Raw genomic sequence first — 20,168 nt, 5'->3', positions numbered from 1 at the left:
TTATTTTCCTTTCTCATCGGTCGGAATCTGGATCAGGGAATTCGATCCTGTCGCTTTAGGCATTTTTCCGTCCCATTTTTGGATCCATTGATACTTGATCATTTCATCTGACATCGATTTTTTAATAATTTCGTTGTACTCGGCGATACCTTGGGCTTCGATCTTTTTCTTTTTCGCTTCCGCTTCGGCGATCTTCAGCTCTGTCTGCGTTCTTTCCAGTTCCTGCGAAGATTTCACGCGCGCGTCAATCGCTTCCTGGGTCGCTTTATCAGGCTTTGGCACACCGAGTGTTAAATCGTCAATGACAAAGCCGAGACCCTTCATATCATCTGCAAATGTTTTTTGGATTTCTGCGGCGGCATCAGATGATTTTTGTCCGTATGTATCAATGACGGAGTATTTGGAAATCGACTTTCTTGCAGCGTCCCACAGCCTTGTTTTCAAGTAGCTGTTTTCGATTGATTCAATATCAACCGCTCCGAATTTATTAAACAATTCTACGACTTTATCAGGCTGAACGACATAGTTGTAGGCGATGTCCATTGAGATGTTTTTGCCGTCAGAAGTAGCCACTTGAATATCCTGATTGTTTACAGTCTGCATCCGCACTGGATATCTTGTGACTTTGTCAAACAGTCCGACTAAATGCCAGCCTTGATCGAGCGTTTCCGATTTCACCCCGCCATTCGGAGAATAAACAACGCCGACATATCCGTTCGGAATTTTCTCGATGAACAGGGAAGCCGTGAATCCCCCAATAATTAAAGCAACAGCGACAATAATTCCGCCGAGCAGCGTTTTGTTTTTATTCTTCTTTGGTTGTTTTTCATTCATCTTTGTCATCCTCCAGCGTTTTCTTTATTTTGCTCGCCCCGCTTCCGACTTTTTTAAAAAGCGGGCTTAACATAAGCCATACGCCAAACCCTATAATGGATAGCAATATGATCGAACCAATCATGACTTTCACTTTTGTTTCACCCCTTTTGCATTTGTTGATTGATCGTATGACTAAATAAAATCATCCCACTTATGTTTACGTTCATATGAACTTAAAGTTTCATTTTTTTAAAATTTAATAGAAAAAATTTTATCTTGCGAAATCAATGGCATCGTTTTAGGATATGTCGGATATCTTACTCTTTATGCCGCATATATCATGGCGTGTTCACAGTCAAATGAAGACATCAAATAAAAGAAGCGGCATGGCGAACCAACTATAAGCTGAGCACATACTAAAAAAAGAGCCAATCATTTGGCTCTTTTAAAAATATTAAATTTCAATTATTGTTGATTGCCCTTTTTAACCCATTCAGCTACTGTCACTGTGCGTTTAGCTTGATGTTTCACTGCAGCTTCCACGTCTTCAATCATCTTCCCGTTTTGATCGACTGTAACACTTGTTCCATATGGATTTCCGCCAGCCCCGAAGAGGACAGGATCAGTGTATCCAGGAGAAGCAATAATAGCTCCCCAGTGCATCATTGAAGTATATAAGGACAAGATTGTTGCTTCTTGACCACCATGTGGATTTTGAGCAGAGGACATTGCGCTTACAACCTTATTAACTGTCTTGCCGTTTGCCCAAAGTCCGCCTTGTGTATCAAGAAACTGTTTCATTTGGGATGCCATATTACCAAAGCGTGTTGGTGTACTGAATATTATAGCATCTGCCCACTCTATATCTTCTGAGGATACGACTGGAATGTCCTTTGTTGCATCAACAGTGGATTTCCACACTTCATTTCCCTCAATGACTGATTGCGGAGCCAATTCTTGTACTTTTAAAACTTTGACCTCAGCACCTGCTTCTTCTGCTCCTTCTGCAGCCCATTTGGCTAATTGATAGTTTGTTCCGCCCATACTATAAAAAACTACAGCTAATTTTACATTTGACATATGATCCAGCTCCTTTGATTTTCTAAATAATTTGTCTAAAAATCCCATGTTTTAACACCTGCTTTTTTGTTTTCTTTTCGGCAAACCTTTTAAGAACCACCTCCTTGAAGTGTTTCGCTGCCATTATTATTCCTTGCTAGAATAAACTTAAAACATTTCAATTTAATAAATCTCAACTTCAAGATATTATGGATGGTTATATTACTTCGGTCTTTTTCTGGTGAAGATTTCGCCAATCTTTGCGTAATCATGCCCGGCTAAACGACTGATGGCGCCGAGGCCTCTTGGATCGATTTTTCCACTTTCATAGATGCCGCTTTCGATATGATATTGAACGACTCTGCCTATCATAAAATCGCATCCGTCAGAGTGCTTATCTCCCAACTCTAATGAATACTCCAGAACACATTCCATACGCACTTTTGCTTCTTTCACGCCCGGCACCGAGACTTTCACACTTTCAACGGGGGTCAACTCCGCTAACTGAACTTCACTTTGACTTGGTGGTAAGCTGGCGGCCGTTAAATTCATTTTTTCAACGTTTTGTTCATCAACGATATGGACCACAAATTCTTTGCTGTTCAAAATGTTTCTCGCTGTATCCTTTTGGCCCCCTTCAAAACGTTGAATAGAAAGGGAGATCATCGGAGGATTTGAAGATACAATATTAAAGTAGCTAAAAGGAGCTCCGTTTAAGACGCCCTCCTCTGATAAACTTGTAACAAATGCAACAGGTCTCGGTATAATACTCCCGATTAAAAACTTGTAGTTCTCTCTTTCTGTTTTTGTATTGGGATCAATGGACAGCATCGAATCACTTCCTTACAAAAATTAATCCAGCGCCTTCACTGTTACAGGAATTAATCTTCTTTCTAACTGCTCTCTGTAGTGTTCATACTGGGCCGGCAGCATTAACTGTTCTCCCATTGTTTCATATGATTCATCATGGGCGAATCCTGGTGGATCTGTTGCAATTTCAAATAAGATTTCCCCGTGTTCTCTGAAATAAATCGCGTTAAAATAATTTCTGTCTTGCACAGGTGTAACACGGTATCCGTTTTCCGCAACATATTTTTGCCATTCCAATTGATCATTGTCATCAATGGCTCTCCAGGCAATATGGTGAACTGTACCCGTCCCCATTTGTCCGCTTCCTATAGTTGTTAATTTCAAATCAATCATATTTCCTATGTCACCAGCAGAACGAAAACGTACAAAATCTCCTTCTGCTCCAACTTTTTCAAGCCCCATGACCTTTTCTAATAATTCAGCCGTTTTTTCCGGTTGTTTGGATAACAGTGTTGCTCCGCCAAATCCTTTGATTGCATTGTCCGGTGTTATTTCCCCTACTTTCCATCTGTTCTTTTCCCCTTGTTCTCTTTCGACAATTTCCAGATGAAGACCATGAGGATCATCGAACTCTAAGTATTCCTCTCCAAAACGGTTCATTTTTGTATAAGGCACATTGAATTTTGCTAATCTGTTTTCCCAAAAAGCCATCGCGCCTTTAGGAACGACGTAAGAAGTCACTCCCACTTGACCATCTCCAATGACTCCCCGACGGGCACCTGCCCAAGGAAAGAATGTAATAATCGTTCCCGGCTTCCCGCCTTCATTGCCAAAATAGAGGTGGTATGTTCCCGGATCATCAAAATTAACGGTTTTTTTTACTAAACGTAAACCAAGAACGCCAGCGTAAAAATCCACGTTCTCTTGCGGATGGCCGACAATCGCTGTAATGTGATGGATTCCGCTTGTTTTCTTTTTCATTCCATTTCACTCCTCTTTCATGAAACATAGCTTTATGATGAGATATACGTTACAAATTCATTTACAGGTTTTCTAAATCCCCGTGGTTTTTCTGCTTTCTATTTTTTCCTTCTTTAAAAGATCAAAACCAATGGACAAGCATCCCTGCCTTTTTCTTTAGCAGCCATGAGCCATTCCTGATGGCTTCATCCCTTTGAAATTCTACTCTCTGGATTGATCGTATCGTCAACCATATCATCGTATCTTTTTTACTTAGGACTCCGGGCAGTTTTCAACCTTCGTAGATTTCTTTTGCTTGATGAAAAGCCTTTTTGTCATCCAAAACGATGATGACTGCTGATGAGCTTAGGATCTTGTTATGTCATTAAGCTCCTGTTCAGAAATAGAATACCCAGATCAATATTTATTTCTCATTATCATGAATTCATATATTTCGAATTCGAGATATTATTATAAAAAAATTTACATGCTTTGGGCATGGAAGCCAAGTTTTTTTAACTTTTCAATTAGAACTTCTTTTTCTTTTATGTCTAACCCGCCGAAAATGCCTTTCATAGCTGTTTTATGTTTTGGAAAAAGGTTGTTCATCAGTGCAGTTCCTTCATTCGTTAAGGCAGCATATGTTATACGGCGATCTTTAGGACAAGGCCTTCTCTCTATTAACTTTTTCTTCTCCAGCTTATCTACAACATAGGTAATGCTGCTGCTTGCGATTAATACCTTTTCGCCTATTTTTTGTATCGGCTGATCACCTTTACTATAAACTAATTCTAGAACAGCAAACTCAGTTGGGTTTAGTCCTAAACATTTAATGTCCTCTTCCACACGCTTTTTAATCGATTGCAGTGCACGAGACAAGACAATAAATGCCTTTAAAGACAACTCCTCTTCGTATCTCTCCATATCTTGACTGCCCACGGTATTCATCCTTTTTGATTATCTCGAATTCGAGATAATTGTATAATAACGATTTGCTTGTGTCAACTTTTTAATATTGTTAAACGGATTCATTGATTTGGGCGTACCATTGACGAAGCAGGATTCGAATCTAACACAAAAAACCGCCGACTCAAGGTCGGCAGCGCCGGCTGTTTCAGAAGTCTTGTCATGCATGAAATAGTTTGTCTTTTATCTGGAGATGCAGCTTCGGATTCAGCAAGAATATAATGGACTGAAGCTGTTCCTGTTTATTAATCGAGGGATCCGCGTGGTGTTGATGGTTGTATCCGTTAAAGATTGCAATCAGCGTGGTGGCCATCACCTTCGGATTGAGCTGTTTCTGAACGATGCCTTCTTCCTGGAGCTGCTCGATCAGTTCAACAAAAAACTCTCTCCACTGCTCATACAGAAGAGCTACTTTTCTTTGAATCTCAGGATATCTATGACTATTTGCCATAAATTCCAAAAATAAAGCTGTCGAATGCTCTTTATTTGATGTTTGAATCAAGTGTTCAATCCCTGCGAGCAATCCCCTCAGCGTCTTTTTTCGAAAACAATTCATGCTGGTTTGAAAGCGATCTTCCATTTGCTCATTCATAATATGGAGAAACAGCATCTCCTTTGACTTGAAATACAAATAAAACGTAGCTTTAGAAAAACCGGCTTCTTTCATAATTTCATCTACAGAGGTTGCCGAATATCCATTTTGGGCGAACAGATGATATCCGGCTTCTACGATCTTTTGAACCGTATTCTGTGTCTTCTTTTTCATTAAGCTGTCCTGTCCTCTCTACTTACTTCACTAATTAAGGTAAACCGCCTATGTATTGAGATATACTGGGAACGTCAAGGACTCGTTATGTTAAAGAAAATTGGAAAAAGACGCTTAAAATCTTTTGCTCAAACATACACTTGCAGCCTGCGCGGACGTTCTTTCATCAAGCATAGCAGTCACATATAAACACCGCCAAGTGACATAAGCCCGGTAAGTCAACAAGGTCGATCGCCCTAACAGGCCGGTAGCCGCATGTTCCTTTCCTTGCAAAATTCCCAACATTCATTCTAGCATTTACTGCTAAAAACTTCATATATATTGCAATTTATTTAATTGGATTTTTCTGTTTTTTAAAAGCCTCTATGAAATACCCGGGGTCCGCATTCACTTCATAAGCAAATACCCCCTGATTCGTGTGGAGGTAAAGCAAACCGGCCTCGGAAAAAGGTCTGTATGATACATCGTGGACGTGCTCAAGGCGATACTGGCGGCTTGCAGTTAAAATTTTATCGTTGTACAAGTACATTTGATTCTGCTTTTTTGTATAGGTTTGCCGGTTAAAATCAATCGTCCGTTCTGTTTTGTAGTAGCTGACAGCGGCGATGGCCTGATGGCACCCGTCTTTCATTTGAAACCTCCATTTGCTATTCGTTGATTAATTTGGACATGACATATTCATCAACATATTGTCCTTTTACTTTCAAAGCGTGCTTTTTAGTGCCTTCAATGATAAAACCCATTTTTTTGTATAAACGCACGGCGGCTGTATGATGGGTCATGACAGTCAGTTCAAGTCTATGAAGCTTTTCTTCACAGGCCCATTTTTCCAATGCCTGAAAACAGCTTTACTCCAATACCTTGTCCAATATATGTTTGGCGTATGCCGATGATGATATGGGCGCGGTGGCGTGTTCTCTGAACCTGTCCTCTGACTGCTGCAACATATCCGACTAAGCTTCCGGCATCAACCGCACAAACAAAAACTTCACACACGCTGGTTTGGATCTGTTTGATTTGCCGTTGTGCCTGAAGCTTTCGTTCACCTGGTTCAAACAGCATGAATTCAGATTCTTCATCGATCGTTTCACAAAGCTTCAGATCGTTTTCTGCATCTAAAGCTGTTCATTTTCTGACTTGCAAGAAAAAGCCCTCCAAACAGTTTTTAGATTATCTATATATTCTGAATTATAATCGCATAAAAAAGGCTGTGCAAACCGCAGGTGCCAAGATCGATTCGCGGCTTCATTAAAAAAAATAGCAAAACCGCCGGCATTACTTTTCAAGCAGCCTCGGTTTCGCAGGGTCGCACGCAGGTTTTTGCGTATTTGTCGATTCGGCGATTTTCATTAAATAATAACATTCTTCCCTCATCATATGGTCTGCCATCAGCGCAGAGAACGTACCGAGCATCTGATCTGTAAGCTCCAGCTCCTCCACTTCTTTCAAAAAGGTACGAAACAGCTCGATCTCAAGCTTCACGTCTTTATTCATCCTTCTGAGAGCGGGAAAAGATTCAACATTCGCTCTGAGATACCCCGTCAATTCAACGGATTTAATATAGAACTGTTCAAAGTGTTTGACAAACTCCCTGCTCTTCTCTTTCAAACGTTTTTCCACCGCATCCAGGTCATCGGCAATTGCACCAGCATGTCCGGCGGCATCCATCAGCCACAGCATATGGTGGTGCAGCTCATGGAAAACAGGCGGCACTTCCCGTTTTTTCAAGTATTTAAGCACAAGCAAATATTCCTCCAGTTCATTTACCATATGGTTGATAAAAGTCGGAGAAAGGTGAATTTTAATATCGCCTGTCAGGTGCCTTTTAATGATGGAAAGTTTAAATTTCCTGAACTGCAGGGCATATTCTTCAGCTTCAAGCGTTAATGAATACAAATCAGGCGAAGCATTCACTTTTTTCAGCAAAACATCAAACGTCTGCTTGAACTGCTTCGCCTTTTGAATATCTTCTTTTTCCCTTTCAGCCAAAGAATCCAAAATAAAACGCGCATGATCACCCAAAACCTGAAGCCAAAATTTATGTTCGAAAACGGCCGTCTCCTTATAAGTTTTCAAGCTTGCGCCTCCCTTTAAATACCATTCTTCAATATGGCTATTCGCTGCAAGCCCAAAATATGATCATGCAAATAGAAGCTGATCAATAAAGATTCGGAGGCAGCACGTCATCCCGTTTTCTTTATGATGAGTAGTCCGGTATTTGATGCTCAAAGCCGTAAAAGCCTGTAATTCCAACATCTCCGCAGCCCGACACTTTTGTGATATCCAGGAAATGATTGCGGTGCGGCGTCCCGCTCACTTTATCTGCAGCACTTAAATGAAGATGATTTCCCGTAAACTCTTTCTCGCTTAAAGTGATCGCATGTCCTGTTAACGTGATTCTCTGCAGCTTGATGTTGAGTGTGCAGCCTTCTGCATTAAAAATCGTAAACTTATAATACAGCCATGTCGGGTAGTAATTTACATTGTTGCTGTCCGCCATAAAAAATCCCACTTGATCTTCAGTCATTGTCATGGTCGTCTTTTTCTCATCTTTTGTAACCGCAGCATCAGCAGGCTGAATATGAAAACCGAAGGCCGTCATGATTGAAAACACCATCAAAAATAAATTTTTTTCATTGGCGCCCCTCCCTTTTTCCATATTATTAACTTTATTGAATAAAAAGGATATTGAAATTTAATCTCCCGTCTCCGGATGAGTGTGCCGAACGATCCCTTACAAAAGTGTAATGTTCATGTCACGTTATTCGATTTTTTTATCAGACAATGAATCTTAGAATGATAAATGAGGTGAAATTGTGAAAAAGCATATCGTATGGATCAGCCTGTTGATCATATTTACCGCATTATTAAGCGGATGTAACTTAAACCGTGTGGGAACAGACGAATATTATGTTCACATTACCGGAAACGGGAAGGAAGACACGTCGAAGTTTGACGACGGCGAGGAATACTCCGTCTTCAAATATGAACTGGCCGGTTTTGATGAAGACGGTCAAGAAAAAACAATGGAATTCACAGCTGATAAAAACCTTCGCACAGGCGCGTTTTTACGGCTTTTCTATTCTGAAAATAAAGGCGTGAAATCGTGGGAAGAGGTTGAAAAAGACGATATTCCCGCCAAAGCCAAAGATCGATTAGGTGTGGAAAATTAAAAAAGCATGCAGGGAGATGGCGCCGCCATCTCTTTATTTTATCCTTGCATGCCTTCCTTTTTGCTTTTTTTAAGTGATAAAAATTCATCCTGAAAAATGCACATTCTAATAGCGTTACGATAATAGCCGTCAACGAAAAATTCATCCTGCAGCTCGCTCTCGATTGTGAACCCTGCCTTTTTATACAAGTGAATCGCTTTTGCATTATCTTCGTCGACGATCAAATACAATTTGTGCAAATTCAAGACGGAAAACGCGTAGTTCATCGCCAAATACGTTGCGCTTGACGAATACCCGTTCCCTTGATGCTCGGGATCAATGATGATTTGAAACTCCGCCCGTCTGTGAATATAATCAATTTCGACCAGCTCAACCAATCCGATCATCTCAGTCTCTTTCTCTATGATAAAGCGCCGTTCGCTTTGGTCATGAATGTGTTTGTCAAACAAATCCTGCAGCTCAACAAAAGTCTCATACGGTTCTTCAAACCAATACGACATAATCTTCGCATCGTTGTTAAGACGGTGGACAAACGGAAGGTCTTCTCTTTCGAGCGGACGCAATTTAAGCTGATTGAACATATCAGCAACCTCCAATATAAATTAAAATTTAAGATGATGTAAGGCGCAGGCCGATCACCCCGATTATAATAAAGCCAAGTGAAATGAGCTGCGGAGCACGAATACGCTCCTTAAACCAAAATAAGCTGACTGCCGTAATGCCGATGCTGCCGATCCCGGTCCAAACGGCATAGGCAACACCGGCTGAAAGTGCCTGCATGGCTTTTGAAAGGCAGAAAAAAGACAAAGCAAACCCCAACACCATGACAATAATCGGCCATTTTTTTCTTGTGCCGTCTACATATTTCATAGCGATGGCGGCAATGACCTCTTCGATTCCGGAAATCACCAAAAATATCCACGGCATTATCAATCACCCCCTGACTGGGTATTGTTCTCTTTTGTAAACATCTTCATGCCAATAATGCCTCCCAATAGCACGATCAAAAAAAATATTTGCCCTCCTGAAAAGGGTTCGCCCATAAAAACACCCGTCACATATGTGCCGGCCGTTCCGATCCCGACAAATACGGTATAAGCCGACGCCATCGGAATGTTCCTGTAAGATCGTATCAGCATGAGAAAACTTGCCGCGATCAGTACAAAGATCATCAGCCAATCGGCGAAGGAATCCGCATGTTTAAGACCTGAGGCCCAAACCACTTCCAAAAAACCCGCAATAATTACGAGGAGCCAACTCAATGATAACACCCTTCCTCTTGTGAATGAACGTCAGTCATTTTTAGGCCGATAAAAAATGAACAGCAGCAGCCGGTCATTTTTTACTTGGTTCCTATGCTTCTCTTTAGAAAAGTAAATATTTCTTTTTTGAACACACTGAGCTCTTCGTCTTTTTCCGCCCCGATGTAATAACGTTCCGCTGTGTTTTCGACAAAGTTGATAATCGTCCTGGCCGTCCAGCGCACATTGATGTCCGGAATAATCTCGTTTTTCTCAACTGCTTTTTCAATAAGTCCTTCAAGCCAGGAATAATAAGGCTGATAGATCGCCTCCCATTTTTCCATCGAATGGTCAAAGGCAAGACCTGAGTAGCAAAGAACGATTATATCCTGATGAAGTTCTGTCATGTTGAACGTCTCATCGATCATGATGTCCAAGGCGGTCCAGAAAGACATGGTTCCGTCGACCTTGCTCTTAATATGGTCCAAAGAATGTGTCAGAAGATTTTCCGCAATTGCGGGAATCAATGCATTTTTGGATGAGAAATAAAGATAAAAAGTGCCCTGCGCAGTACCTGCTTTTTTCACGATATCTGAAATCGACGCCTTATCCAGCCCCTTTTCAGAAATGACTTCAATGGCCGCCTGCAAAATCTTTTCATATTTCCCGGACGTTTGCTTTGGCATATTGCAGACCCCCCTAAAAATGAATGACTATCATTCATTTTAGTGGAGCGGCTTTTCATTGTCAACCGGGCGGCGCAGGACTTATTTCCTTAAAATTTCTTTAAAATCTTAAGCATAAGCTGTCTTTGGATATGAATCCCTTTTATACTTTACACATACACCAAAACAGATGGAGTTGATATTGTTGAAACCGCTGATCAAGCTGGCATGCGGAGCTGCCTCTCTTATCGCAGCCGTCCTCGCTGTATGTTTTGCAGTGAAACGGAACAAAGACAAACAATAGGCATTGGGAAAAGTCCTCAGCAAAGCTTTTCTTTTGCTAAAAGTTTTTTTGCTGATCTCCCTGTTCAGTTTAAAGAGAAATGCAATGCAAATCGAACAATCGATTAGACCTCCTACAGATTTCTATTAATCTTATTGGACTATTATGATTCATGAAAATATATACACAAAATATAACACTTGGAAAATCAATATGATATAATCATTACTCTAAAGAGTAAATAAAGAGCTTTTTTTAAATATAAAAACTACGAAGGGGCTATAGAATGGAACTTACGATCACCAGAGCACTAAGCGAACTCAAAATGTTGGATAAAAGAATCAAGCGGGCCGTAAATGAGAGCACATTCGGAGGCTTGATGATCGGAAAGAAACTGCCAAACGGATTTCGGACAACCGAAGACTTGGAAACTAGGGCGAAAGCCGATTATCAATCAATTGAAGCCTTAATCAAAAGGCGAAATGCCATTAAGTCTGCCATTGTTGTATCCAACGCGACGACCAAAATCGAAGTGGCCGGAGTCAAGATGACCGTGGCTGAAGCCATCGAAAGAAAAACCTCCATCAGCTACGACATTCAGCTTTTGGATAAGCTGAAAGAAGTGTACGCTGATTTAGTCGACGAGGCCGACAGCGTCAATCAAAAAGTAACAGAAAGACTGGACAAACATCTGGAGACTCTTTTCGGAAAAGACGGCAAAGTAAAAGCGGCTGAAAACCAGGAAATCGTCAAATCTTTCCTCGCTGAAAATGAAGCAAAAATCATCGATCCGCTGAATCTAAAAGAGAAGATCGATTCCTTGTCAAAAAAGATCGAGGACTTTGAAATGGAAGTTGACTTTGCATTGTCCGAGAGCAATACACTCACCAAAATCAAAATCGATTAAGGCCGATTGTTAGCCAACCGAAAACCGATAAAACTAAACACCTTCCGAGGGAAAGGTAACTCCCTCCTTTTATTTCATCTGCACAGCCAAAGAGACGCTGTGCCAACATTGAGATAAAAGCTCAAAGCTCAGCGTTCAGCGTTTACAGCTTAAGTATCAAAGCTCTTAACAGTTCAAAGCTTACGCCTTAAAGTTAAAAGATCGATAAAATCTGGGAGAAACGGCTGCTTGAGCATTTGTTTACCGGCTCAGTCGGTTGCCCGCCCAGCAGGTTGGCTAACAATGGATATCAATAACAAAAAAACGTCTATATAGACGTTTTTTTAATGGATTCACAAATCAATGGATGCGCTCAATCTTTCTGTTTGTCCTTTTCTATATGTACCCAAAGATAGTAAATCACCCCGCATGCTAAAATAAACACAATCCCCAAGTACCCTTGCTCTGCGGGAACAAAAAATTGAAATAAAAACGCTAAAATTAAAGCCGGTACCATAATCATGAAGTATTTCTTTTTATCCAACATGTAGAACACCCTTGCATTGATTTTAGCTAACTATACAATATAAGTGCTGTTTGGTTTCAATTTTTAAAGATTCCGCTCTGATTTATGACAATATGAATCTGGAATTAGCCTCAAAGGTCTTTTTCTTTATGCAGAATATAATGGCCGCGGGCAGGTTTTTTAATTTCTGGGCGATGTTTCATTAAGCTCTTCATAAATGTCGTCATGTTTTTAATCGGAAAGCCGGTTTCTTTCTCGATTTCAGTTTTAAGCTTAATGCCTTTCAAGCCCTCTTCATAGCGGCTTAAAATGTTTAAGGCAGCCTCACGTTGTATGGTTGTTTTTGATTGGAAAATAGTATGAGATGGAGTCTTGATGGGCGGATGTTTGTCAGCGGCAATTTGGGATTGTTTTAATTCCTCTGCTGCAGCGCTTGCCAAGTCGATTAATGAAGATTTTTTGTTAATTGCGGGATCACCCTCCCGATCCAATTCATGCAGCTTCGAATAAATGTCCTGTCGTTCTTTTCGCAATTCCCGCATCACCTGAATCTCCGCATCACCTAGCTGTTCAAGTCTCAAACGCAACGCTTCTCTTTCGTCGAACATATCTCCCACATCCTAAAATTAAGATTCCATTCTAGTTTATAGGACTTTTTTAACTTTAACAATTTATTTAAAAATAAATTCAAGAAAAGTTCTTTTTATGGTTAAAACATATATGGAATATAAAGGATGTTTACGTTCATGATTCCTCTATGGGCAGTACCGACCGCATGACAGATATTCTTGTATCAATCGGCATATCCTTCGTCCGTCTCCTCCAAATCATATGATCATATCCCTTCCCCCAATAATCCTTCAGCACATAGTCAGGCTCGCCGAATTTCTTCTTCCATATTCTCTGTGCACCGGGATAGCCGCTGTCCAAACAAAATTCCTTCACTCTCCGATTCAGAAAGGTCAAAAACATAACGCTGAACAGCAAAGTCCCGATTCCGCGTCTTTGATAATCCGGGTGGACAAATACCGTTCCTACCTCATATAAATCCTTTAAAGCCCCATCCGTACAAATATCGATCAATTCGCTGGCAGGACCATATTCAATTGTACCGATGATTTTATTCAGACGTTGATCTGAAGCGATAAAAAAGTGCCGGCTTTTCCCCTTGCTGTCTAAGTCTGCTTTCAAATATTTCCTCTTACTTTCAATTTCACTTTCTTGATCATCAAGCAGATCGGATATCCCCTCTTTAGCAAAAGTATCCTCGACTACGATTCTGAAAAACTGATTCAGCTCTTCAACGTCGTCAATTTGCGGCCTTCTGATCTCAATTTCATTCATTTTAAATCACTTCCTTATTCAGTGATTGTCGTTTCATTTATACCACGGTATCTTGTTTAATTTCATTATTTCTGCGTCCTCTTCATCTCCGGTTTTCCACTCCACTTTGACTGATAACGCATGCCCGATGACATCCTCTTCAGGCATAAAATCAAAAGTCGCGATATGATCTTCCATATGGCCTCCGCCATCCATTTCCTCTCCGGTATATTCAGAAAGATCGTATTCTCCTCTGTCATCATATTTTTTGCCGTCTATGTATAAGGTGATTGTTTTCACAATCGTTCTTTTCGCATCTTCTTTCGCGCCATCCCAATATAAATTCAAAAAATAATTAGGTCCGATTGACGTTTTATCTAATTTCTCAATCGAAGCATGCCACAGACCGCTTTCCCCCTTTCCTTCATACACCACTTTCTTTCCGAAGATCATTGCACTGACATATCCTCCGCCAATGAAAAGCAGAATTGCGCTGATCATCAGCAGCCGTTTGAGTCCATTGTTGTTTTTCATCGTTTCCCCCGCTTTCACTGCATTAGTAGTAATGGGGGTGAAAAGGTTACGCAAAAAAAGCGCCATGAACGGCGCCTTTTTAAAATGAGATTTCCCCGGCAGAATTCATTGTTTTTGCCCAATAAATTGAATGACGTGGGACAGGCCGTTGTGCGAATCCCCTTCATGGCGAACGACTTCCCCCATAAAAAAGTGGACAATACGCCAATCTGAAAAAATCTGCAAAAATTCTTCCGGTGTATATAAAAGTTCCGGATCCTGCGGCCCGCCGCTTTTGTAAGGGATTTGGTGCGTCGAATACACTTCTGTCACGTAAAAGCCCCCGGGCTTTACGGCTTTTTTTACTCCCAGAAGCGTTTTGCGGCGCAGCTCTTCTGGAAAATGTCCAAAAATACAAACAATCTCGTCCCACTGCCCTTGATTCCAAGACGCTTTATTTAAGTCAACAAGCTCCGTCTTCACCGATACATGACGGGTTTCAGCAAGCTTTTTCGTTTTCTCCAACCCTGACTCGGCATAATCCCATGAAGTGACGTTCATCCCTTGTTCTGCTAAAAAAACCGCATTGCGCCCCTCACCTTCTGCAATAGCTAAAGCATCACCCGACAATTGAAGTTTTCTCTGCGAATCTGCCAAAAACGCATTCGGTTCCGTTCCATACACATAGTTCTCATCTTGAAAGCGCTTGTGCCAAAAGTTCATCGTTTTTGTTCTCCTTTTTTTAGATGCTTTCATATCAATGATATACCCGCTTCTTTTAGATGATGCATCAATTCGCAGTCAAACTGGATACTCACCTTCGAATTAATCCTTATCATTTGTCCGCAAATGAACAATGATCATGATGACGCCTAAAATGAGAAGCAATACAGGATAAAACAATACAGATGATTGAAAATAAACTGAAGCTTCACTATTGCCATCTGCATCAATTATATAATGAGGAAAAGCAACAGATAACACCTGTAAGAAAAACAGCGTTAATAGACCCAGCAAAATTGAAACAAATCCGGAAACAAAGTACATAAAAAAACCTCCTGTAAAAAGAAAACTTCCTATTAGAACATTTTGAAAATTGTCAGCTTATTAATAAATTAAAGAAATTATCCCTCATAAAGCTGTTTTAATTTTTTTCGGATGAAAGAAATCGTATCTAATGCCAGCTTTTTACGACAAAGAACAATTCCGGCATGGCCGCAATTGTAAAGATGTCTTTCGGGTCTCCCCCAGCTTTCCCACAACTTATCAGCATCCTCTAAGTGAACATATTCGTCATGAACGGCGGATATCAGCAAAATGTTATCTTTGTTAACTTTCGGCACAGCTTGGCTGGGATCTGTAATTTCCCAATATGTTTTTAAATCTTCATATGTCACACCGTGCTGTTCTAATTCTTCTCTTAAGAATTTACCCGGGATGGTATTCCATATCGAGTAAGAAAGACGATTCGCATAAAATATCGAGACCACGATGTCGATTTCAGTCTCAAGGGCAGCCAGTAAATTTGTCATCCACCCGCCTAAACTAACGCCCACAATAATAACAGGACTGGTTTTATTTGCTTTGATCCAGTGAATGAGCGCCCGTAAATCCACGACAGCTTGTCTTGTTGATTCAACTGTACGATTCAAATTCGCACTTATCATCAATTCACCGCTGTAAAGCGAATGTTCCGGCTCTCTTTCAAAATGATACGGAAGAGAATAGTAGTACATGCTCCAGCCTAAATCGTTCATCATACGCTCATGAAATATCTTTTTTATTCTGTCGTATGAATCCATTCGCCAGCCGTGTACAAAAATAACATTAGGTTGATCTATATCATTCTTATTTTAAAAAAACTCGCCTTTTAAACTATCATTGACAGGGTCCCCGGATGGAATGATAGATTCATAGCTGAAATGTCCAGCCAAATAGTTTTTTCTCGCTTCATGAAGAATAAAGGAGACATCAGCCGCTTTTGCTTGATAGAATTCGTCCCTGTCAATCGAATCCAATGAAAAAGCGGAAAAATGTTTTTCTTTACTTCTTTTCCTGTGCAAATCATATAACGCTAAACGATCGATCATCTTTGCAAAAAACACTTTTTGTCCTCCTGATTGGTATAAGTAATGGTGCTTTTTTATTGAAGGACGTTCGGCCAAAAAGAGGGGCTCCCTGCAGCTTCAGTCAGTTTCATTAACTTTTAAAAAGTGTCACAAGCTACTTTTAAATTCTTACCGCTCCCTTTGCGCAACTTTCAATACTGCAATTTTTTATGTAGAGTAACGCCATTGCTTAAGATCCTTAACGATATGCCATTCAAATTGTTAGGATTAAAGCAATTGGATAAAAAGCTGATGCTGATTTTTGCTTCTTTTCATCAATATGAATTAAAATTTGCGAATTTCGGTAAGAATATCAAAATAACTTGTAATAAGAAAGACAGCTTTTGCATGAGGGTAAGCGGACTAAATGTAAACCCGAATCCCGCATTACCTCCTATCGTTGACCAATACATAAAAAAGTTAAGGAAAGGTATTATAAAGCAAAATATATGTCTGTATAGATTGATATAGTAATCATGTTTTTCAGCATTCATACCTTTGGAAGAAAATCTAAGTCCATAGATGAAAAGAAAAACCGTTCCAAAACTTAATATCGGCTGCTTTATAAAGTACGCCAAGGTAAAACCTATTAAAAACATAATTTACTCCCTTATATTTCAATAAAATAAATATTTAAATCCATTTACGATCAGCAGTTTCACCGTTCTAAAATGCCAAACAAATAGCTTAATTTACTGCATATTAGTAGGGTGATGTCTAACATTTCGATTTGTATCCGCCTTTCTAGTAACCAAAGGCACCTGCAGTTCTTTAGTTCTATTATATAAGAAAGGGAATAATTATTAAGCAGCAAGTAAAATAAAAAATTGTAATGATTAAGGAGCTATAAACGTGTCTGGCGAAAGGTTCCAAATCAAGATCAATACACGCTGTAATTGCCGCATTTCTCCTTCCCTCTTCCCCGCACCAGTTTTCTTGAGAGCTGGTGTTATTGCTGTATAGAGCCACCTGTGGTAATATTCTCATGTGAATTTTTGATTAGCAATTTCACATAATATATGTTTTGCTCATTATACATTTCGCAGCATCTCTCTATTCTGATATTGTTTTGACAAAACAAATTGAAATAATTATTGCTTCACGTCCCAATTATGGCAAGCAATATGCCCCAAAATATTAATGAGAATGATTTCACATTCTATTGCGGCATTACTTTGAAATTCTTAACAATTTGCAGATTCAAGGAAACGGAAGCAGGATCGTAAGAAGCCCTCGGTTGCCCGAATGTATCAGCTCAAGATTCTATAAAACAAAAGAAAGGAAAATGTGCATGTGAAGTCATCCGCTGCAGCTCTCACTCCAATAGTGCAAAGCAACGTAGCTTTTTTAAAGAAGAAAGAAGCTGATTTTTATTGAAGGAAAGCGACCAATGGGAATTTTATGTTGATCGTGTGAGTTTAAGAGAAATAACTGTTGCCACTTAGGAAGATTGGCATATAGATTAATTGGGTGTTTTCATTTTGCTCTTTTCCGCAGGTTTGCTCCACTTGAAAATTTTGTTTAAATGTTTATAAACACTCTTACTTTCTTTTGCCATAAGTGGTCCTGAAACTGCCAGAATGAGAACATAGAGCGCGGTAAAAGGCGTTAAAATAGGATTTAATCCTGCAGCGACCCCTAAATTTGCTACGATGATAGAAAACTCTCCCCGAGCCATGATGGTTAATCCGATATTAGTAGAGGCCTTATGGGATAGCCCCGCTTTCCTTCCAGAAATCATTCCAGCCACAAAATTGCTTATTATCGTAAGTACAGCTGCACCTAATGCCAGCCAAATGGCATCAGCTAATGTTGATGGATCAATACTTAATCCAAAACTGAAAAAGAAAATTGCCCCAAAGAAATCCCTAAATGGAACAACAAGATGTTCAATGCGATCCCGATGCTCAGTCTCAGAAAAAACCAAACCTAACAATAAGGCACCAATCGCTTCTGCCACGTGAAGAGTTTCTGAAAATCCCGCAACAAAAAATAAGATCGAAAATATCACAATAATAAAAATTTCATCTGATTTTATGTTTAACCATTTATTTAATAACGAGGCTCCTTTTCGTGCGATAATAAAGAACAGTAACATATAAGCAACAGAAATAAGTACGGAGGTGAAGATACCAAGAAAAGATGTAGAACCTGCAAGCAAAACTCCTGATACAGTTGTTAAAAATAAAGCCAGAAAGATATCGTCAAATAAAATAATCCCCAGGATGAGCTCTGTTTCGGGATTAGCTGTTCTTTTTAAATCGACAAGAACTTTGGCTACAATCGCACTGGAAGATACACTAAGCAGTCCAGCAATAATGAGCGTTTCCATCCAAGGCATGCCTGTGATAAATCCATACAGAAGACCTAAGATAAAGTTGATGGCCACATAGATACTGCCGCCTACTACGATGTTTTGCCCTGATTTGACCAGTTTGCCAACGGAAAATTCAAGCCCTAAATAGAAAAGTAAAAAAAGCACACCTATTCGGCCTAGAAATTGAATAATCTCATTACTTTCGATAAATGTTAAATCAATGATCCCAATCGTCGGAGCATGCGGGCCCACAATCATCCCAAGAATAATTAGAAAGGGGATGATTGAAAACTTTAGTCTGTTTGCAACAACAGCTCCAATCGCAACTATAACAAGTGCCGTACCAACTTCAAATACTAAGTGATCCATCTTTAATCTCCACTCCTTATGTTGATAACAGCTTTTTAATTAACTCTTTAATCTGCTGTCTTTCTCCTGAAACAACCAATGTGTCGCCAGCTTCAATAACTGTATCAGATCCCGGATTGTGTGACTTTTTGCTGTTTTTTTTCTTAATTGCAATAACAGTAACTCCAAAGTTATTTCTAATATCAATTTCGCCAATGGTTTTATTTACAGCGGGTGCATTGGGTTCTACTTGATACCATTCAATGATTGTATCGTCAAAGGCAAATTCTACAGTTTCTAAAGCTTTAGGTTTATATGCCATACCTCCTAATATACTTGCAATTTTTCTGGCTTCAGAATCGTTAAAAGTAGCACTGACCAAAACCTCTTCATGATCGTCAGCATCAAAATGATAAATTTCTCTGCGGCCGTCATCATGGATTACAATGACCAACTTATCCTGATTTTTTGTAAAGATCTCAAACTTATATCCAATTCCCGGAAGCTCAATTTCCCGAATGTTCATTTAATATTCCTCCTCTGAAAACAATAATGGATATGGGTTAGGGCTATTCTAAAGATTGACTTCAATTTTGCTTTTCTTTAATTCCAAAGACATTTGATCGACTCAGAAGGGCGAATGATAAAATCGCTTTCGAAAGAAACCTCCTTCCCTATTGCCCCTTCTTATTCAAATAATTTTAATATTTATATGTGAAGACAATAAAGAAGGTAAGAACGTTCAAACACTTTTTTACATATTTTATAAAATTAACTAAATTTACATATATTGCTTAATTAACCTTCTCGATCCATGTCACTCAATACCATTATAGTATTGTTTTGTAACAATGCAAACGCCAAAGATTATGTAATTAGCCAACACTTGATTAAAGTTACTTCGCCTCCCTCGGTTTTATACGATTTTCTCTCAAATGCTCGCTTAATCGCAGGATTCCATCTGGATTAACGGGTAATTTTGGGTAATTGTAGAGAGATTCAGGAACAGTTGCTTGATAAACTTACTGAAGTTACATGCAAAAAGAACCTGGTTGAACACTTTTTAAAATTTAAGCTCAGTTTCGGATGCTGCAAATGCTAATTTGTTGATTGTAGAATCTGATACACTTTACATAAATCGACAATTGATTTGATGACGATGATATGATTGATATAAAGCATTCCCTTTTATGATGATCCGCCAAATGCAGTATACATAGCGGATAGTCAGAAATTATGGCAAAAAAATGAACAGCAATTGACAAGTTGGAATTTAATAAGCAGCTCTTTTTCAAGAGAGCTTTTGCATAGAATGCGAAATAAAATATGTAGCTCGTGTTGGAAAATTGCTGTTTTTTTAGTATGAATGTGTATTGACCAGAGTCTACACCTTTGTTTAAGATTTCTA

At 39.5% G+C, this 20,168-nt stretch carries 26 protein-coding genes and 1 pseudogene; 2 read left to right on the top strand and 25 right to left on the bottom strand.

Features of this window, described 5'->3' with window-relative positions:
• The 12 genes from MHI30_RS09935 to MHI30_RS09880 all read right to left on the bottom strand — a co-directional run bounded on the left by MHI30_RS09935 (window position 1) and on the right by MHI30_RS09880 (window position 8,036).
• Complete coding sequence (locus tag MHI30_RS09935; RefSeq protein WP_020451587.1) at window positions 1-834, bottom strand: prohibitin family protein; 834 nt, start codon at window positions 832-834, stop codon at window positions 1-3.
• Window positions 827-967 carry a hypothetical protein gene (locus tag MHI30_RS09930; protein ID WP_023857597.1) on the bottom strand — a complete coding sequence of 47 codons (141 nt, stop codon included), beginning with the start codon at window positions 965-967 and terminating at the stop codon, window positions 827-829. The genes MHI30_RS09935 and MHI30_RS09930 overlap by 8 nt, the downstream gene beginning before the upstream one ends.
• A 314-nt stretch (window positions 968-1,281) precedes the next feature.
• Window positions 1,282-1,896: an NAD(P)H:quinone oxidoreductase gene (gene wrbA, locus MHI30_RS09925; protein WP_059231975.1), complete on the bottom strand. Its 615-nt coding sequence runs from the start codon at window positions 1,894-1,896 to the stop codon at window positions 1,282-1,284.
• A 201-nt stretch (window positions 1,897-2,097) separates the two neighbouring features.
• Entirely contained in the window at window positions 2,098-2,706 is a 609-nt protein-coding gene (locus tag MHI30_RS09920; RefSeq protein WP_075754558.1) for a flavin reductase family protein, read from the bottom strand.
• Between the two features lie 21 nt (window positions 2,707-2,727).
• Window positions 2,728-3,666 (bottom strand): ring-cleaving dioxygenase, encoded by a 939-nt coding sequence (locus tag MHI30_RS09915; protein ID WP_075754556.1) that lies wholly within the window; start codon window positions 3,664-3,666, stop codon window positions 2,728-2,730.
• A gap of 462 nt (window positions 3,667-4,128) precedes the next feature.
• Complete coding sequence (locus tag MHI30_RS09910; protein ID WP_075754554.1) at window positions 4,129-4,584, bottom strand: MarR family transcriptional regulator; 456 nt, start codon at window positions 4,582-4,584, stop codon at window positions 4,129-4,131.
• Window positions 4,585-4,771: 187 nt separating this feature from the next.
• Window positions 4,772-5,377 (bottom strand): TetR/AcrR family transcriptional regulator, encoded by a 606-nt coding sequence (locus MHI30_RS09905; RefSeq protein WP_023857600.1) that lies wholly within the window; start codon window positions 5,375-5,377, stop codon window positions 4,772-4,774.
• 328 nt (window positions 5,378-5,705) lie between these two features.
• Window positions 5,706-6,008 (bottom strand): hypothetical protein, encoded by a 303-nt coding sequence (locus tag MHI30_RS09900; protein WP_075754552.1) that lies wholly within the window; start codon window positions 6,006-6,008, stop codon window positions 5,706-5,708.
• A gap of 16 nt (window positions 6,009-6,024) precedes the next feature.
• Window positions 6,025-6,210: a GNAT family protein gene (locus MHI30_RS09895; RefSeq protein ID WP_237562722.1), complete on the bottom strand. Its 186-nt coding sequence runs from the start codon at window positions 6,208-6,210 to the stop codon at window positions 6,025-6,027.
• Window positions 6,191-6,439 carry a hypothetical protein gene (locus MHI30_RS09890; RefSeq protein WP_237562721.1) on the bottom strand — a complete coding sequence of 83 codons (249 nt, stop codon included), beginning with the start codon at window positions 6,437-6,439 and terminating at the stop codon, window positions 6,191-6,193. The genes MHI30_RS09895 and MHI30_RS09890 overlap by 20 nt, the downstream gene beginning before the upstream one ends.
• A 213-nt stretch (window positions 6,440-6,652) precedes the next feature.
• The gene (locus MHI30_RS09885) at window positions 6,653-7,453 is read right to left on the bottom strand and encodes a DUF2935 domain-containing protein (RefSeq protein WP_075754550.1); all 801 of its coding nucleotides are present in this window, start codon (window positions 7,451-7,453) and stop codon (window positions 6,653-6,655) included.
• A gap of 121 nt (window positions 7,454-7,574) precedes the next feature.
• Window positions 7,575-8,036 carry a hypothetical protein gene (locus MHI30_RS09880; RefSeq protein WP_075754548.1) on the bottom strand — a complete coding sequence of 154 codons (462 nt, stop codon included), beginning with the start codon at window positions 8,034-8,036 and terminating at the stop codon, window positions 7,575-7,577.
• A gap of 157 nt (window positions 8,037-8,193) precedes the next feature.
• Between MHI30_RS09880 and MHI30_RS09875 the strand changes: the two genes are divergently transcribed.
• Window positions 8,194-8,550 carry a YxeA family protein gene (locus MHI30_RS09875; RefSeq protein ID WP_075754546.1) on the top strand — a complete coding sequence of 119 codons (357 nt, stop codon included), beginning with the start codon at window positions 8,194-8,196 and terminating at the stop codon, window positions 8,548-8,550.
• A gap of 38 nt (window positions 8,551-8,588) precedes the next feature.
• On the opposite strand, the gene speG is transcribed toward MHI30_RS09875, so the two are convergent.
• The 4 genes from speG to MHI30_RS09855 all read right to left on the bottom strand — a co-directional run bounded on the left by speG (window position 8,589) and on the right by MHI30_RS09855 (window position 10,477).
• Window positions 8,589-9,131 (bottom strand): spermidine N1-acetyltransferase, encoded by a 543-nt coding sequence (gene speG / locus MHI30_RS09870; protein ID WP_020451574.1) that lies wholly within the window; start codon window positions 9,129-9,131, stop codon window positions 8,589-8,591.
• Window positions 9,132-9,159: 28 nt separating this feature from the next.
• Window positions 9,160-9,477, bottom strand: coding sequence for a multidrug efflux SMR transporter (locus MHI30_RS09865; protein ID WP_075754544.1), 318 nt, complete (start codon window positions 9,475-9,477; stop codon window positions 9,160-9,162).
• A gap of 2 nt (window positions 9,478-9,479) precedes the next feature.
• Entirely contained in the window at window positions 9,480-9,812 is a 333-nt protein-coding gene (locus MHI30_RS09860) for a multidrug efflux SMR transporter (RefSeq protein WP_020451572.1), read from the bottom strand.
• 80 nt (window positions 9,813-9,892) lie between these two features.
• Window positions 9,893-10,477: a TetR family transcriptional regulator gene (locus MHI30_RS09855; protein ID WP_075754542.1), complete on the bottom strand. Its 585-nt coding sequence runs from the start codon at window positions 10,475-10,477 to the stop codon at window positions 9,893-9,895.
• A 548-nt stretch (window positions 10,478-11,025) separates the two neighbouring features.
• On the opposite strand from MHI30_RS09855, the gene MHI30_RS09850 reads away from it, so the two are divergent.
• On the top strand, window positions 11,026-11,646 hold the full coding sequence (locus tag MHI30_RS09850; RefSeq protein ID WP_075754540.1) for a hypothetical protein: 621 nt from the start codon (window positions 11,026-11,028) through the stop codon (window positions 11,644-11,646).
• Window positions 11,647-11,998: 352 nt separating this feature from the next.
• Here the strand turns inward: MHI30_RS09850 and MHI30_RS09845 are convergent, their stop codons facing one another.
• The 9 genes and pseudogenes from MHI30_RS09845 to MHI30_RS09805 all read right to left on the bottom strand — a co-directional run bounded on the left by MHI30_RS09845 (window position 11,999) and on the right by MHI30_RS09805 (window position 19,286).
• Window positions 11,999-12,172 carry a hypothetical protein gene (locus MHI30_RS09845; RefSeq protein ID WP_164943117.1) on the bottom strand — a complete coding sequence of 58 codons (174 nt, stop codon included), beginning with the start codon at window positions 12,170-12,172 and terminating at the stop codon, window positions 11,999-12,001.
• A 110-nt stretch (window positions 12,173-12,282) separates the two neighbouring features.
• Window positions 12,283-12,759, bottom strand: coding sequence for a hypothetical protein (locus MHI30_RS09840; protein ID WP_075754538.1), 477 nt, complete (start codon window positions 12,757-12,759; stop codon window positions 12,283-12,285).
• Window positions 12,760-12,895: 136 nt separating this feature from the next.
• A complete protein-coding gene (locus tag MHI30_RS09835) occupies window positions 12,896-13,495 on the bottom strand; it encodes a GNAT family N-acetyltransferase (RefSeq protein WP_075754536.1) in 600 nt (199 codons plus the stop codon).
• A 33-nt stretch (window positions 13,496-13,528) separates the two neighbouring features.
• A complete protein-coding gene (locus tag MHI30_RS09830; protein ID WP_075754534.1) occupies window positions 13,529-14,008 on the bottom strand; it encodes a DUF4944 domain-containing protein in 480 nt (159 codons plus the stop codon).
• A 105-nt stretch (window positions 14,009-14,113) separates the two neighbouring features.
• Window positions 14,114-14,710 carry a class I SAM-dependent methyltransferase gene (locus tag MHI30_RS09825; RefSeq protein WP_075754532.1) on the bottom strand — a complete coding sequence of 199 codons (597 nt, stop codon included), beginning with the start codon at window positions 14,708-14,710 and terminating at the stop codon, window positions 14,114-14,116.
• A 102-nt stretch (window positions 14,711-14,812) separates the two neighbouring features.
• On the bottom strand, window positions 14,813-15,034 hold the full coding sequence (locus MHI30_RS09820; protein WP_075754530.1) for a hypothetical protein: 222 nt from the start codon (window positions 15,032-15,034) through the stop codon (window positions 14,813-14,815).
• A gap of 77 nt (window positions 15,035-15,111) precedes the next feature.
• Window positions 15,112-16,092, bottom strand: a pseudogene (locus tag MHI30_RS09815) (abhydrolase domain-containing 18).
• Window positions 16,093-17,557: 1,465 nt separating this feature from the next.
• Window positions 17,558-18,781 carry a cation:proton antiporter gene (locus MHI30_RS09810; RefSeq protein WP_075754528.1) on the bottom strand — a complete coding sequence of 408 codons (1,224 nt, stop codon included), beginning with the start codon at window positions 18,779-18,781 and terminating at the stop codon, window positions 17,558-17,560.
• A gap of 16 nt (window positions 18,782-18,797) precedes the next feature.
• Window positions 18,798-19,286 carry a cation:proton antiporter regulatory subunit gene (locus MHI30_RS09805; protein ID WP_006636982.1) on the bottom strand — a complete coding sequence of 163 codons (489 nt, stop codon included), beginning with the start codon at window positions 19,284-19,286 and terminating at the stop codon, window positions 18,798-18,800.
• Window positions 19,287-20,168: the final 882 nt, after the last annotated feature.

The sequence above is a fragment of the Bacillus sp. FSL L8-0528 genome (assembly GCF_038593085.1).
Classification (GTDB): Bacteria; Bacillota; Bacilli; order Bacillales; family Bacillaceae; genus Bacillus; species Bacillus paralicheniformis.
The sequence above is the reverse complement of the archived record's forward strand: the minus strand, read 5'-3'. Positions and strand labels throughout refer to the sequence as shown.